We start from the raw sequence: 16,186 nt of genomic DNA on the forward strand, positions 1-16,186 counted from the left end.
ATGGACGGTTACCATGGAAAAGAAGACGGAAAGCTATGATGTAGTTATCATAGGAGGCGGAGCTGCCAGCTTAACCGCCGGTATTTACTGCGGAAGAGCAAAGCTTAAGACACTGATTATAGAAAAGACTCTGGTGGGCGGCTTAGCTACTTACACCAATGAAATAGAAAATTATCCAGGATTTCCTGATGGCACCACGGGACTTGGCCTGATGGATCTGTTTCATAAACAGGCAAAGAAATTTGGAGTGGATTTTAAATTAACGGATGTCAAAAAGGTTTCCCTGGAGGGAGATTTAAAAAGGGTAGAAACCTTTCGCAATGTTTATGAAGCAAAAGCTGTCATTATCGGAAGCGGCGGAAAGCCTCGGCTGACCGGCGCAAGGAATGAGGAAAAGTTTCTTTATGATAAGGGGATATCCTTTTGCGCTACCTGTGATGCAGCAGCCAACACCGGTAAGACGGTAATGGTGATTGGAAGCGGTGATGCGGCCATAGAGGAAGGTATGTTTTTAACCAAGTTTGCTGATAAGGTAATTGTTTCTGTTATGCATGACAATGGGAACATGGACTGCAATGAGATTGCAAAGGCCCAGGCTCTGTCAAATCCTAAGATGGAGTTCCTATGGAATACTGTAGTGGAAAGCTTTGAAGGAGAGGAAAGACTGGACACCGTGGTCTTAAAGAATGTAAAGACGGGAGAAAATCTTCCTGTTAAGGTAGACAGTTGCTATTTGTTCATTGGATATCTGCCGAATACAGAATTGTTCCAGGGTATTCTAACGATGAACCGAGGCGGATATCTCATCACCAATGAGCGTATGGAGACCAACTTGCCAGGAGTCTACGGAATTGGTGATGTACGGGATAAATTCTTAAAGCAGGTTGCCACGGCAGTGGGAGATGGAGCTGTAGCTGGTTATGGGGCAGAAAAGTATCTCTCAGAATGCGAGATCTTTGAAAAACAGGTCATGAATGAGGGGAATCCCTCCCTTGTCTATATTTACAATGGCATTGATGCTCATTCCAGAGAGCTTCTTCCTGCCTTTAAGGAATTGGAGGAAACAAGAAAAGATATGAGAGTATCCTGTATCGATATTTATAAATCTGACGGAATCGCAAAGCGTCTTGGCGTTCATAACAGCCCCTGTGCCCTTTGGATCAAGGGTTCTAAAATCCAGGGGAAAATTGAAGGTGAGATAACACAAGACCAGATAGAGAATATGTGCAGAGAATCATAAAGAAAGACCCGCTGGGAAGCAGAAGGAAAAAACGTTCCTGTCTGACTCCTGGCGGGTCTTTTCGTTATGATAAGCCTCCATTATACGGCATATCTGCTCAGCTCTTCTAACAGCTCCGGATCAAAGGCAATCAAATCGCCCTGAATCCGGCGTATTAGTTCGTCAATCTCATCGGTATCCTTATCTGTCAATTCATAAACAATCTGTTCCCCTTGAATCCGTCCGATAATCTTATCAATTTCATCAGGATCATCAGGTTCTAAAAGCATTGGTAAGGTCTTATTAACAGGTGGAAGCTCCTGAGGCGTCATGCCATATTTACGCCCATCTGTAATTTCAGCCAGAATGGTGTTTATCAGTGATTTGGACACCAGATCCTTTAAATTCATCACCTCTAACAGCTCTTCCTCGGATTGGTTTAAGTATTTTCCTGTCCGTTTCAGCACCATAACGGTGCCTGCCGGAGTGGTAAAGGTATAGGTGGCATCTATTCCTTTGTCCGTCTGAAAATCAACGGCTGAAAAATAAAGGTAGTTAAAGCTTAAGAGACGGCAGCTGGAACCATCTGCGAACACCACCAGCTTATCAAGCTGGATTCTGGGCTGCTTTCTTTTATCATAAAAGGGCTGTGAAACTCTTTTCCTAATATTTCTAAGGATATCATCGTAGGCAGTGATCCACATATCCATCTGCATGGGCAGCGTATGGGTCCTGTCGTAAATGATCTGCATGTACTGCCGTTTATTGGCCTCATCAACCGGCGTGATCTTTGCTGAATACTGCCAGCCGTCCCTGTGTTCCTTTACATAGACGATTTTCCCAATGAGACAGGCCGTATAAAGAGGCGTGGTTATCACCAGCTTAATGGTCTCATTTTCCGGAAGATATATGGGCGTCTTTGCTTTAAAGGCAACTCCATTTTCCGATACATCAACGGTTCTGGCTTCGTGGCTGGACTTCTGGTACTTCACATGGACCTCTTCATCCGCACGGATTCGTTCGTTGCTTCGGTAAGCAGGCCGCCCCAGCATAAAGAACAGGGCATACAGGAGTGCTACCAGGTTATAGAAGATCCAGAAAATAATAATGCTGCTGTAAAACAGGGCCCAACCGTATTTCCCATATACGAACCGCACCATGGCGGCAATGGAAAGGACAAGAAGCACGGCGTGAGGAATGGCAAAGAGGGAAACCTGGAAGTTTTTAAAATCCCCTTCCTCCTTTTTATTGGTCACCTTAAAGGTTCTCTGATGAATGTGAAGAGATTCCAACAAAACAGGAACAATCAGATAAGGCATAAAGATGGTGTCAATGATCTGGCTCCATCGTTGATTTCTGATATTACTTGATAAATACCGCATGGAAATGCTGTAAAAAAAGTAGGCCGGAAGCCAGAAAATCACAATCCCCCAAAAGCCCGTATTTACAATTTGAAAATCAAACAGGGCAAAGAGAATGGGAGAGAGAATGAAAATAAGCCGGTTAAAAAAGGACCACCAGTAAAGATAGCTGTTTAAGTATGTAATTCTCGATAAGAGAGGAAGCTTTGGCGTAAAGATGGCATTGGTATTTTGAAGGCTCTGTATAATTCCTCTTGCCCACCGAATTCTCTGCTTTAGCATGCTTTTTATGGTCGTGGTGGTAAGACCGGCAGCCTGGATTTCGTCGGTGGCATATGTAATATAGCCTGCTTTTTGAAGCCGGATGCTGGTCTCAAAATCCTCGGTGATGGTGTTCGTGGGAAACCCGCCGATCTCTTCCATGGCCTTTCTGGAAATCACCGTATTGCTTCCTGTATAAGCAATGGCATTGGAGGAGTTTCTCATGGTATTGATTTCTTTGGAGAAAAAGTCCTGCTCGTTTGGAATGTTGCCTTCTGCATACAGATTAAACTGGAAGAGATCCGGATTGTAAAAGCTTTGAGGTGTCTGTACCAGGCCAAGCTTTAAGCTGTCCTCCTTCTCATCATCTCTTCTGGGCCTCCAGGAACCATTTTCTTTGATCATCTTTGGCAGGAGAAAATAAGGGACTGTTTTTAAAAGAAAGGTATGCTGGGGAATCATATCCGCATCAAAGGTGGCGATAAGAGGAGATGAGGTATGGCTCATGGCGTAGTTATAATTACCGGATTTGGCATGCTTGTTGCCGGAAAAGCCCAGGTAGCCGATGGAAAACTCTTCCGCCAGTTTTTTGATTTCCTCCCGGTTGCCGTCATCACAGAGATAGATATGTACCTTGCTTTTATCGGGGTAGCTCATAAAGGTACAGGCATTTACCGTCTTATATAGAAGGTCCTTGGGCTCATTATGGGTGGCGATAAAGACATCCACATCGGGATACCATTCCTCAGGAATCTCCGGGCACTCCAGCCGGTAATGATCCATTCTCATTTTCTGAAAGAAAAGCTCAAAGGTAGTGAATACAGTGATAGTCTCAGCCAGGATAAGAAGGACACCAAAGATGGTATTTAACACTCCCTCCTCTAAAGGCAGGGTAAAGAGAATACGCCATCCGATATAGATGGTCATTAGTATTATGGTAATGATAAAAATGATTTTCCGCTTTTTTTCTATGTCGTTCATATAAACCTTCTGTTCTTGAAATTATAGGTACCTGTCAAGTTAGGTTACATCTATGTTCCTTATTATAGCAAAAATGCGGAGCAATGCAAAGATAATGAAATGGTACAATTTGGAAATCCTCCAAGTTGTAATATGGGAATGGATTTGATATGCTTGATTGAAAGAGATAACGGGCATCTTAACCTTAATAGACAGCACAGTCGAAAATGGAGAACATTATGGAAAATGAGAAATATTTGAAGGATAATATGGAATCACCCAATTATGAAATATTTTATAAGGACAACACGCCGTCTGCAGATCATCCTCTTCATTATCACGATTTTCTGGAAGTTTATTATCATGTGGAGGGGGATTGTGATTATATTATTGACAGCCGTATTTATACCTTAAAAGATGGAGATATCGTTTTAATTAATAACCAGAAGCTTCATAGGGCCGTTATTAAGGATATGACAAAGCCTTACAGACGGTATGTTTTATGGCTGGAGTATAAGTTTATAGAACAGCTGCTTGAAAACAGTGTGGATTACCAGAAGATGATAGGCGTGGAGAGCAACGTGGAAATCATTAGTCTGCCGGAGCAGCAGAAAAAGGAGATTGTCTCCCTGTTCCACAACATGAGCCTGGAAAGCAGGGGAGCAGATGCGTTCAGCTCTTATCTTCAGGAGTGTTATTTAAAGGAGCTGCTCCTTCTTTTATGCCGGTATAGCCAGAATTACAGTGTAGTGGAAGAGAAGGTTTATAAAAATGATGATATGATTGAGTCAATTATGGACTATATTGACCAGCATTATATGGAGCCGCTGTCCCTGGACTTAATTGCCCAGGAATTTTTTATGAATAAATACCATCTTATGAGGAAGTTTAAAAAACATACCAGAATGACGATTATGGACTACTGTAAAAAGCGCCGGCTTATCATTGCCAGAAACTATCTGATGGAAGGAGTAAGGATCCAGGATATCTATAAATTAAGCGGATTTGATGACTATTCCAATTTTTTCAGGTCCTTTAAGGCGACCTATCAGATGTCACCCAGAGAATATAAAAAATATATGGAACAGAGCCATAATAATACCATACAGCTGGCTATGGACCGGGATCTTATAGATAATAAACATTAATTCCTGAAAAAATGTCAATATCTGCAATGTTCACGCCAGTTAAAGTAATTTATTCTGATTTTAAAATGCTATAATTTACACAAGAGATTCGAAAAGATCTCTTAAAAAATTAGCATAATGCATAAGGAAGCAACGAGAAGGAGGACCAGATATGAAAAAAATATTTAGTTTCTTACTGGCAAGTGCAGTTATGGCATCTTTAACAGCATGTTCCGGGGCTGCAAAAGATCCAGCCTCTAATAGCGGTACAACTGCTGCAAAAACAGAAGAGACATCCAAGGGCGCCAGTGGGAAAGGCGAAAAAGTGGAGATCAGCTTTTTGGTTACAAAACCGGAGATTGTACCACAGTTTGAGGAAACCTTTAAAAAGTATTCCGAATCAAACCCCAATGTAACGATTTCAGCTATCCCGCTTTCCGGACAGACTATTTATGAGAAATTGACCTCATTATATGCGTCTGGAAATGCACCGACTATCACTATGGTAGGCGGACCGGAATTTAATTCCTTTAAGGACAACTTTTTAGACTTATCCAATGCCGATTTTGCAAAAAAGGTATATAGCTGGGCAATTGATAAGACGACCGTAGATAATAAAGTGCTCGCTGTTCCTACGACTGCAGAGGGAATCGGCATCATGTACAATAAAACAGTCATTGAAGCAGCGACCGGAAGAGACTTTGATCCTGCCAGCATTAAGAACAGACAGGACTTTGCAAAGCTTCTGGAAGAAATCTCAAAGACAGAGTATGCACCAGTACAGATCACCAATAAGGACTGGCTCCTTGGATCCCATTTAACCTCTGTGTTATACGGTTCCGTAAGCAAGGACTTTAACGAGAGACAGGCTGTGATCGAGGCTTGCAAAAAAGGGGAATACGATTTTTCAAACAGTGAGGTCTTCAACAACTGGATGGATACCTTTGATCTGCTTATGAAATACAACAAGTATCAGAAAGCTCCTCTTGCCAACGCTTATGAGGATGACCAGCTTACCATGGGAAGCGATCAGGTCGCTTTCTGGCCGATCGGAAATTATATTTATCCAAACATCATTGACATTAACCCAATTGCAGATGTAGGCCTTATGCCTTATCCAATGGGAGATGACGATGCAGCGGTAGGTAACAAGGATATCGTATTATCCTACTCCATGTTTGCCATTGATGCCAAGCAGTCAACTCCTGCACAGCAGGAAGCAGCTATCGATTTCTTCAACTGGCTGATTACGACCGATGAAGGACAGGATGCCTATATCAATACTCTTATCTTCGTTCCCATTTTTGAAGGCTTCAAGGTACAGCCTTCCAATCCGGTTGCAAAGCAGATCGTAGCTTATATGGAAAAAGGTGATACCTTAGAGCGTATGAGCGATTATTTCCCGGCTGGTGTTATGAACCAGTTTGGTGCGACCATGCAGCAGTATCTGGATGGCAAGATCCAGAGAGCTGATGTGGCGGAACAGTTTAAGAAACAATGGGTGGAGTTCTCAAGCAAATAATGACTTAAGATGGGAGATATTATGTATAAAGAAAAATCAAAACTAAAAAGCCTGCAGGTATTTGCAATATTTGGTCTCGTTCCGTTATTGGTTTTCAGCATCGTAGTACTCATCCCTTTCTTTGCCGGACTTTTATTATCACTTACGAATTGGAATGGTTCCATTGGAGGCAGCATTCAGTTCATTGGAATTCAGAATTATATTTCAGCAGTCAAGGACCCCTTATTCTGGGGGTCCTTAGGTAAAACCTTTTATTATGTTTTCTTTGTTATGATTTTAACAAATACCTCTGCTTTTTTATTCGGTTTGCTGGTGACCAGCGGCATGAAAGGACAAAATTTTTACCGGGCAGGGTATTTTACGCCTAATTTGATCGGCGGCGTTATTTTGGGGTATATCTGGCAGTTTATTTTTGCCAGGGTATTGGTTTATCTGGGGACAAAAACAGGCATATCAGCCTTGGAAATGAGCTGGCTGACAGACCCTCATATGGCGCTTTGGGCTTTGATCCTGGTAGGAGTCTGGCAGAATGCAGGTTACATGATGCTCATTTATATTGCAGGATTTGTAGGAATCGATAAGAGCCTGATTGAAGCAGCCAGAATGGATGGCGCAAGCCCCATTCAGATGCTTAAAAGCATTAAGATTCCAATGATGGTTCCTGCGTTTACGATTACGCTGTTTCTTACGTTAAGAAAAGCATTTATGGTTTACGATGTAAACCTTTCCCTCACAAGGGGCGGCCCCTATAATACAACGGAGCTTATATCCATGCACGTGTATAACGAGGCATTTTTAAACCAGAACATGGGACCTGGACAGGCAAAAGCCTTCCTTTTGTTTCTCATCGTTGCGGCAATTGCAATCGCTCAGGTGGCTGCTCTTAAGAAGAAGGAGGTAGATGCAATATGATGGCAAAGAGACGGTTGGTTTCCCTTGGGAAACATATTTCAGCCATTTTATTTATGGTTTTCATGCTCCTTCCGTTTTTCCTCGTGCTTGTAAACTCCTTAAAGCCGAGAATTGATATTATTAAAAATCCCCTGGCACTCCCGCAGGCCTTATCCTTAGCAAATTATGCAAAGGCCTGGACGACCATGAAATTCGGGCATGTGCTTATGAACACAGTCTATATCACCGCATTCTCCCAGATTTTCCTCATTTCCTTTGGAGCCATGTTGTCTTATTTACTGGTGCGCTGGAACTGGAAAATCAATAAATATATTTTTACTTTGTTAATCTGTGCCATGATCATACCATTTCAGTCCTTGATGATACCCTTTGTCAGTATTTTTGGCAAGCTGGGCTTAATGAACAGCCGGACAGCCCTCATCTTTTTCTATATGGGATTTGGTATGCCTATGACAACCTTTATGTACCACGGTTTTATGAAGGGAATCTCAAAGGAAATGGAGGAGGCAGCGTTAATTGATGGTTGTTCCCATTTTTACTGCTTCTGGAAAATCGTATTTCCTAATTTAAAACCAATTACAACAACGATATTGATTGTAAATATTTTATGGATATGGAATGATTTCCTTCTCCCTTCCCTGGTTCTGATTAAAGACAAAAACAGAACCATACCGCTTTCTACCTTCTATTTCTTTGGAGAGTATACGGCGGAGCTGGGACTTGCCATGGCAGCGCTGATTTTAAGTGTATTGCCTGTGGTTGTGATTTATCTTTTCCTCCAAAAGCAGATTGTGACAGGAGTAATGGATGGTGCGATTAAATAGTGGAGGTAAACCAACTTGAACATTTCTAATAAAATAATGCTGATTACTTACCCGGATAGTATGGGTGGAAATTTAGAAAGCTTAAATCATGCCCTTAATACAAGCTTTAAAGGAGCCGTAGGGGGCGTTCACATTCTTCCATTTTTCCCTTCCAGCGGTGACAGAGGATTTTCCCCTGTTACTTACGATATGGTAGAACCGGCGTTTGGAGACTGGAGCCATATCGGAACGCTGTCAGAGAATTATTACCTGATGTGCGATATGATGGTCAATCACGTATCCAAGAGAAGCCGTGAATTTCTTGATTATATGGAGCGGGGCGACGAATCCCCTTATAAGGATCTGTTTCTTGATTATGCCAAATTCTGGGGAGAGGGAAAGCCGGATGAACACGATATCCAGATACTCTACCGCAGAAAGGATGGAGAGCCTTATCAGGACTTTATCCGAAAAGATGGAAAAAAGGTAAGGCTTTGGTGTACCTTTACACAGGAACAGATTGATCTTGATATCCGTACAAATGCAACAAAAGAATATTTAAAGAACAGCTTTCATTTTCTGGCGTCAAAGGGAATTAATGTAATTCGTCTGGATGCCCTGGGCTATGCGGTTAAAAAAAGGGAAACGAGCTGCTTTATGGTCGAGCCTGATATCTGGGACTTCATTAAAGAAGTCAACTCCATGGCAGGAGACAGTGTCTGGCTGTTGCCGGAGATTCATGACACCTGGCAGACAGCCAAAAAGCTGGAAAAGAATCAAATATGGAGCTATGATTTTGTACTTCCTTTTCTAATGCTCCATTCTCTCTATTCCGGAGATACGGAAAGTTTAAAGGGCTGGCTTGATGTGGCTCCCCGGACACAGTTTACCGTACTGGATACCCATGATGGAATCGGAGTTTATGATGCCTTTGACTGGGTGAATGAAGGGGAAGCGGAGGAGCTGATCACCAGATTAGAAGACCGTCTCAGCTACAGCTATAAGCCGCTGAATCCGGAAAAGAAGAGGTTTAAAAAAGCATATCAGCTTTACACAACTTATTTTTCGGCACTCCATGAAAATGAAAAGGCATATCTTTTAGCTCGCGCCGTTCAGTTTTTTGCACCAGGAATCCCTCAGGTATATTATGTGGGCATGCTGGCAGGAGAAAATGATTACGAAGAGCTTCAAAAGAATGATGATCACAGGTCCATTAACCGCCATAATTATTCGGTATCTGAACTGGAGGCCTGTGCAAAGAAAGATGTGGTAAAGAAATTGACCGCATTAATGCGCTTTCGTAATACCTGTGAGGCATTTGATGGTGATTTATCCGTGACCATACCTGCCCCTGGAATGCTTCGGATGGTAAGAACCGGAACAAAAGAGAGAGCAGAGCTTTTATGTAATTTTAAAACCTACGAATTTTCCATACAGTATACGGAGCAGGGAATTCTTCGTCAATTGACTCTGTAGATGATGAGGGGCTGTAAAAAAACTCCCCTAAAAAAATCGCTGAGGTCGTGAGACTTCAGCGATTTTTTGGTATAATTAATTATGCGACTAAATAAAAATACCAATGATAATTATACAGTACAACAGCTAAAATTATCATTGGAAATTGAAAAACTAATTGATATATCTGATCCAGTATACACTTTCTGTGAGGTAATGGATCACATCGACCTATCAAAATATTTTGTAGAGAAAGGCTACAGAACAGATCGTCCAAGATGTGATTAACAGAAACTCCTCAAAGTGGTACTCTTTGCTTTCCTGGAACACGGAATCTGCTCTCTGTGGGAAATCGAAAAACTTTGCAGAAATGATATCCGATATATGTATCTTCTTGATGGCATGAAGGCGCCTTCATTTAGTGATGAGATGATGCAGGCAACCATGGAGGCAATGCCGCTTCGCCAGATGTTAAGCTTTATCCCTGGGATGAGGCGGGAAATGTTACAGCAGCTGATTGATGCATTAAATAAAAATTAATGTGAATCAACGTTGCCTATTTAATAGATTATAGACAATGTGGGCGAGATGAGAAAACAGGGAGAATATGTCCTGAATTATTCCGGTAAAAAATTCATAAAAATCATAAAAAATGTCACAATATTGTATTGTGGCATTTTTTATGTAAAAACAGGCAAACTATGTAAAAAGAGATGCCATCATAAGAGAAGGATTCTTAAATAAGGAGGAGCGCTTCTATTGCAGATCTTAATGGAAAAAATTAATTTTAATATAAATTCACCGTTTCTTCCGGTGGCTTTAGTAATACTGAGTTTGTTCATCTGCTTTATTTTATTTATGCTCTATTACCGGTTCTATCATTTTGATAAAAAAGTATGTTTTCCCTCCTGCTTTCAGGTAACAGGAGATAAGCCGGGACCGGGGGAATGGGAGAAGCAGATGCTTGAACTGGCTAACGGGCACAGCCAGGTCCGTTTAACCGGAAACAGTTTTGTTTTAAACGATTATAATCAGGCTGCTTATAAAAAACTGAATCGAATCAGAGACAGAATTTCTGCTCTGTCTCCAGGCATCATTTCCCTGATTCCAGCTGCACGCTGGCTCTATGATAATTTCCAGTTAATGTACCGGGAGATGAAAAAAGTACGTACTTCCGGAACCAGCTATGCCGTGCTGCCAATTCTAAAGGCAAAAGAATACCATAATTTCCCCCGGATCTATCTTGTAGCAAAAAAGATGGTGGCTCTTTCCGGCGGGCATATAAGTGAAGAAAACATCTCAGTCATGTTAAATGCCTATCAGCAAAAGGTTGCGCTTACGGATAAGGAGATCTGGGTTTTACCGGAAATGCTGGGCTTTTGCATTCTGGAAGAAATCATTGCAGTTGCGGATGAAATTCTTCATATGATCGATGTGAAATCTAAGGCAGAAAAATTTCTCACAGAAAATCTGGAACGAAAACAGGGATCTGCTGATTTATCAGCGCTGCTTTGTAAAACAGAGGATAACTTAAAGCATAACTATTCCTTTCATGCTCACGTGATCTATCTGATGAAAAATATGTCCTTTGATGAGGTTTCCATTCAGAAATATTTAAAATATCATTTTGCTTCAAAGGACAAACAGATGAAGACTTCTTCTGTATACCAGGAAGAAGGAAGAATACAATCTTTTCTTGAAACAAATATCAGGACGTTAATCGTCAGCTTACGAGATATCAATGAAGTGGATGAGGAAAAGTTTTTTGAAACCTATTCTGCACTGGAACAGATTTTATCCCAGGATCCGGCTGGTGTTTATTCAAATATGGATCTGGAATCCAGAGGAATGTACCGTGGAGTAATCGTTAAATTATCTCTCCGCTACCGGCTGCTGGAAGAAAAGATTGCCAAAGATTGCCTGGAGCTGGCGGTTCGGGGGCAGGAGGGTCTCCATTGTTCTCATCACGTGGGGGCCTATCTCCTGGGGAAGGGGTATCCCCTTTTAAAAGCAAAGGCATTGGAAAAACCAATTCCGCAAAAGACCAGAAAAAAATGGAATGCAGTAGGATTTCTTTATTTCTTATGCCTGATTCTCCTGTTTCTGGGACTGGAAGGCTGTTTGCTGTATCTGTTCAGGAATATTGGTGGTATCCGGTCTGCAGGAAGGTCTGTAATTATCGTTTTGACGGCTATGCCGCTGTTAATGGGCATTTCCATGGAAATAATCAATTTCATTTTTACCAGAAGAATTACGGTGAGAAAGATACCGGCTCTTGACTATCTGGAAGAAATTCCGGAAGATGCAAGAACCTTTGTAGTCATGCCGGTTATTGTATCCTCAAAGGAGCAGGGACTTCAATATATGGAGCGTCTGCAAAAGCATTATCTTGCAAACCGGCAGACAAATCTTTTTTTTGCATTGCTCCTTGATTATGAAGACGCTAAGGATCAGTCCATGCCAAAGGATGATGGAATCCGAAGTGCCCTTGTGGAGCGGATGAAAGAGTTAAATGAGCTGTACCCGTCAAAGGACCAGCGCTTTTCCCTGTTTTTTCGCTGCCGTAAATGGAATCAGGCAGAGAACTGCTATATGGGCTGGGAGAGAAAACGAGGAAAACTGGAAGAGTTTAATGACCTTTTAGACGGGGCGGGAAAAGACAGTACCACATTTACAGACGTTTATTGTGATGAAAATCTTCTTACCACCTTTCAATATGTGATTACACTGGATGCAGATACCAATCTGATTCGTGACAATGCATCAAAACTGGTGGGATTGATTGATCATCCGTTAAACAGACCGGTTCTTGACCCGTCAGGCAGGAAGGTAGAAGAAGGCTATGTCATCATTCAGCCCTCCGTCAGAAATCATATTGCGGATAAGAATGCAAGCTGGTTTACAAAAATATTTAGCGGAGAAACTGGACTTGCTCATTACGGAACTGTGATATCAGATATCTATCAGGATATCTTCAACCAGGGAATTTATATCGGGAAAGGGATCTATGATAGGAAAGCCTTCCGTACAGTACTTCATAACAAGGTACCGGAAAACAGGATTCTCAGCCATGACCTTTTTGAAAGTTGTTATGCCAGAACGGCTTTTTCCAGTACAGCCAGGATTATGGATAATTTCCCAAACAGCGTTTTGTCATTTACAAAAAGAGAGCACCGCTGGCTGCGAGGAGACTGGCAGCTGGTACCTTGGCTGTTTGTGAGGAAAACTGCAGATGGCAGTAGCCTAAGTCCTCTATCCAGGTGGAAAATTTTTGACAACTTAAGAAGAAGCCTGGTTCCGTTCAGTAAAACCTTGTTTATACTCTTTAACTTTTTGTGGCTGCCAGATGCATATTATCTTTGGCTGCCCCTTGTTTTCTTTAATGATCTGTTTAATCTGATTATTTTATTATTGGCCGTGATCACTCAAAAACTTATCCGGCCAAAGCTTGCGTTTGTGTATAAAGGATTTTTAAAAGAACTGTCTGTGATGTTTGTCAGAGCATTTCTGGAATTTACAATCATGCCTTACCGTGCTTATATGGCGCTGGATGCAATTATCAGAACTTTGTACCGGTTAATGATCAGTAAAAAAAATTTGCTCTGCTGGAATACCGCCGAATCCGTGGATGCCTCTGTGACTAATACCAGAAAAGGTTATTTCCTTACGATGTGGAGTTCTCTTCTCCCGGCATTTTGCCTTTTATTACTTTTGTTATCTGGCAATCTGTCCCTGGCAGGAATGTGTCTGGCAGCGATTGTCATGGCAGACTGGTTTCTGGCTTTTGAAGCTGCTTACCGGATCAGCCAGCAAAAAATCATACACCATCAAAAAGATCAGGCGGAGAATCAGGAATTTCTCATGGATACCGCCCGCAGAACCTGGCAGTTTTTTAAGGATTTTTCCACAAAGGAGACGAACTGGCTCTGTCCGGATAACTATAAAGCCTCAAAAGCTGAAAAGATCAGTGATAAGACATCTCCCACCAATATCGGGCTTCAGTTTCTGTCAATTCTTTCAGCCATGGATCTTGGATTTGAGACGTTAAACTCCACAGTGGGAGCAATTGAAAACCTCATGGAGACCGTGCAGAAGATGGAGAAATGGAAGGGACACCTCTATAACTGGTATCACATTGAAACATTGGAGGTGCTTAACCCTGCCTATATATCAACGGTAGACAGCGGAAATTTCTGGGGACATATGATCGCACTGAAAAATGGTCTCTTAGAGCAGCTTGACAAGCCAGTAAGCCCGGATGAGATGCTGACAGCCCGAATCAGAACCCTATGCAGTAAAATAGACAGCATGTTGGCAAATGTGGATTTTCGATTTTTATTTGATGAGAAGAGAATGCTGTTTCATATCGGATATCATGTATCCTCACATACCTTAGACGATGGCTGCTACGACCTGATGGCATCGGAATCATCACTTACAAGTCTGCTTGCCGTGGCGATGGGAGAAGTACCGTTAAAACACTGGTATAAACTGGGAAGGCCGTTAACGGTAGTAAAGGGTATTCCATGTTTCGTATCCTGGAGCGGTACCATGTTCGAGTATCTGATGCCTAATCTTGTGTTGAAGGAATATGAAGGCTCTGTCTATGAACAGACTATAAAAGCAGCAGTGCTCCAGCAGATGAAGTATGCCAAAGAAGCAGAAATCCCCTGGGGAATATCAGAATCTCAATATTACCGTTTTGATTTAAATGCCAATTACCAGTATAAAGCATTCGGCGTTCCAAAGATAAGGCTTCAGCCGGTTCGTAAGGATTCTCTGGTAGTGGCACCTTATGCAACAATACTGGCACTTAATACAGCAGAAAAGGAATGTATCAGCAATTTAAAGAGGCTGAAAGAATTGGGTGCTTACGGTAAATATGGTTTCTATGAATCCATTGATTTTGATGTGCCCAGTTCCGTGGATTTAAAACCTTACTGTATTGTGAAATCCTATATGGCCCATCATCAGGGCATGAATCTGGCAGCGATTAATAATTACCTGAATGAAGGGATTCTAAAAGAACGGTTTCACGCGGAAATGATGATAAAGGCAACGGAAGTTCTGCTGGAAGAAAAACGCCAGTCTTATTTGATTTCCATTGCAAAACAGGGGTATACCATAAAAATCGGAAAACCACTTTTTACAGAAGACCGTTACAATAACCGGTATATCAATCGTACAGGTTTAACCACACCCATTGTAAATTATTTTTCAAACGGGAAGTATTCTCTTTTGATTACCTCAGACGGGGATGGGTTCAGTCAATACGAGGACCGCATGCTTTACCGCTGGAGATCCGATGTCTATGCAAATACAGGGAACTATATCTATATCAAGGACAAGAATCAGAGTAAATACTGGAGTGCTGCCTACCACCCAACCCGGATCGAGCCGGAAGAGTATCACGTGATTTTCAGCCCCCACCAGGCGGAATTTAAACGAAAGGATGGGGACATTTCCACTCATATGATAGTCAGCCTGAATGCAGATCGCAATTTTGAGATTCGAAAAGTCACATTGACCAATCATGGAAATGAGGAAAAGCAGCTGGAGGTGACCAGCTATATGGAAGTAGTAGACGATACTCATATGGCAGAAATCAGCCATCCGGCGTTTAATAAACTCTTTCTTGAAAGCGAGTATGTGAAAGAACAGAATATTTTCCTGGCCAAAAGACGTCAAAAGAATGAGGCCGACAATCCTTACGTCATGCATATGGTAAAAACTGATGAAAAAGTGTGCAAAAAGGTTGAATTTGAAAATGACAGAAAACGATTTATCGGCAGAAACAATACGCTGGAAAATCCGGATTGTGTAGTAAACAGCATTGCCTTTTTTAATGATCCTGGTTTTTGCAACGATCCCATTATGAGCATTCGGGTACAGATCTGTATCGGTGCAGGTGAATCAGCCAGTTTGACTTTTATTACCGGTGTATGCAGCGGGAGAGAAGAGGCAGTAAAAATTGCAGAGGAATTAAATGTAAGTTACCGGATTGATGATCTTTTGGAGAAATTCCGGCTTCAAAGCAATCTGGAGTTAAAGTACCTGGAGATTACGAAAACACAGCTTAACTCCTTTCAGGATATGATCAGCCCTATATTTTATCCTTGTAGTATTTTCCGGGGACCTCATGAAAACATCCGGAGAAATTTTAAAAATCAGAGCTTCTTATGGAAATTTGGTATTTCCGGAGACAATCCCATTCTGCTTTTTGTAGCCCGGTCCATGGAAGAAGAGCGGATCATCAAGGATGTATTAAAGGCATACGAATATTTAAGAGTAAATCTTGTGATGGTAGATCTGGTTATCCTGGTGGATTCCAAATATGGTTATCTTCAGGAGGTGGATCAGTTAATCAATGATCTGACCAGTTCTCTGCGTATCTATGATACCGGAAGCGGTAAGACCAGCTTCTTTACCCTGCATACGTATGAGCTTCTGCCGGCAGAGATTGATTTGCTGTATACGGTTGCCCGGGTGGTATTTTCAGAGAAAACAGGTATTTATTTTACAAAACGGAAAGAAAATCAATTGGAGCTGCTGGAGGAATATTAGGA

8 protein-coding genes and 1 pseudogene are annotated in these 16,186 nt (G+C 41.8%); 8 read left to right on the forward strand and 1 reads right to left on the reverse strand.

What is annotated here, in order from left to right:
* The first annotated feature begins 13 nt into the window (after positions 1 to 13).
* Positions 14 to 1,240 (forward strand): FAD-dependent oxidoreductase, encoded by a 1,227-nt coding sequence (locus T546_RS0113020; protein WP_026891983.1) that lies wholly within the window; start codon positions 14 to 16, stop codon positions 1,238 to 1,240.
* Positions 1,241 to 1,320: 80 nt separating this feature from the next.
* Here T546_RS0113020 and T546_RS23530 read toward each other — a convergent pair whose 3' ends face one another.
* On the reverse strand, positions 1,321 to 3,822 hold the full coding sequence (locus T546_RS23530) for a glycosyltransferase family 2 protein (protein WP_051629817.1): 2,502 nt from the start codon (positions 3,820 to 3,822) through the stop codon (positions 1,321 to 1,323).
* Positions 3,823 to 4,040: 218 nt separating this feature from the next.
* Here T546_RS23530 and T546_RS0113035 point away from each other — a divergent pair, with 218 nt between their 5' ends.
* The 7 genes and pseudogenes from T546_RS0113035 (at position 4,041) to T546_RS0113065 (ending at position 16,184) form a co-directional block, all read left to right on the forward strand.
* A complete protein-coding gene (locus T546_RS0113035) occupies positions 4,041 to 4,949 on the forward strand; it encodes an AraC family transcriptional regulator (protein ID WP_026891984.1) in 909 nt (302 codons plus the stop codon).
* 151 nt (positions 4,950 to 5,100) lie between these two features.
* On the forward strand, positions 5,101 to 6,450 hold the full coding sequence (locus T546_RS23535; RefSeq protein WP_051629819.1) for an ABC transporter substrate-binding protein: 1,350 nt from the start codon (positions 5,101 to 5,103) through the stop codon (positions 6,448 to 6,450).
* A 21-nt stretch (positions 6,451 to 6,471) separates the two neighbouring features.
* Entirely contained in the window at positions 6,472 to 7,362 is an 891-nt protein-coding gene (locus tag T546_RS0113045; protein ID WP_026891985.1) for a carbohydrate ABC transporter permease, read from the forward strand.
* Positions 7,359 to 8,186 (forward strand): carbohydrate ABC transporter permease, encoded by an 828-nt coding sequence (locus tag T546_RS0113050; RefSeq protein ID WP_026891986.1) that lies wholly within the window; start codon positions 7,359 to 7,361, stop codon positions 8,184 to 8,186. The genes T546_RS0113045 and T546_RS0113050 overlap by 4 nt, the downstream gene beginning before the upstream one ends.
* A gap of 15 nt (positions 8,187 to 8,201) precedes the next feature.
* Complete coding sequence (gtfA, locus tag T546_RS0113055; RefSeq protein WP_026891987.1) at positions 8,202 to 9,641, forward strand: sucrose phosphorylase; 1,440 nt, start codon at positions 8,202 to 8,204, stop codon at positions 9,639 to 9,641.
* An 81-nt stretch (positions 9,642 to 9,722) separates the two neighbouring features.
* Positions 9,723 to 10,160 (forward strand): annotated as a pseudogene (locus tag T546_RS26525) (transposase).
* A gap of 219 nt (positions 10,161 to 10,379) precedes the next feature.
* Complete coding sequence (locus T546_RS0113065) at positions 10,380 to 16,184, forward strand: glucoamylase family protein (protein WP_026891989.1); 5,805 nt, start codon at positions 10,380 to 10,382, stop codon at positions 16,182 to 16,184.
* The last annotated feature ends 2 nt before the right edge of the window (positions 16,185 to 16,186 follow it).

The sequence above is a fragment of the [Clostridium] aerotolerans DSM 5434 genome (assembly GCF_000687555.1).
Taxonomy (GTDB): domain Bacteria; phylum Bacillota; class Clostridia; order Lachnospirales; family Lachnospiraceae; genus Lacrimispora; species Lacrimispora aerotolerans.

Excerpts from the sequence above, each read along its gene's own strand:
- T546_RS0113020 (WP_026891983.1), top strand. The coding sequence starts at position 14 with ATGGAAAAGAAGACGGAAAGCTATGATGTAGTTATCATAGGAGGCGGA.
- T546_RS23530 (WP_051629817.1), bottom strand. The coding sequence starts at position 3,822 with ATGAACGACATAGAAAAAAAGCGGAAAATCATTTTTATCATTACCATA.
- T546_RS0113035 (WP_026891984.1), top strand. The coding sequence starts at position 4,041 with ATGGAAAATGAGAAATATTTGAAGGATAATATGGAATCACCCAATTAT.
- T546_RS23535 (WP_051629819.1), top strand. The coding sequence starts at position 5,101 with ATGAAAAAAATATTTAGTTTCTTACTGGCAAGTGCAGTTATGGCATCT.
- T546_RS0113045 (WP_026891985.1), top strand. The coding sequence starts at position 6,472 with ATGTATAAAGAAAAATCAAAACTAAAAAGCCTGCAGGTATTTGCAATA.
- T546_RS0113050 (WP_026891986.1), top strand. The coding sequence starts at position 7,359 with ATGATGGCAAAGAGACGGTTGGTTTCCCTTGGGAAACATATTTCAGCC.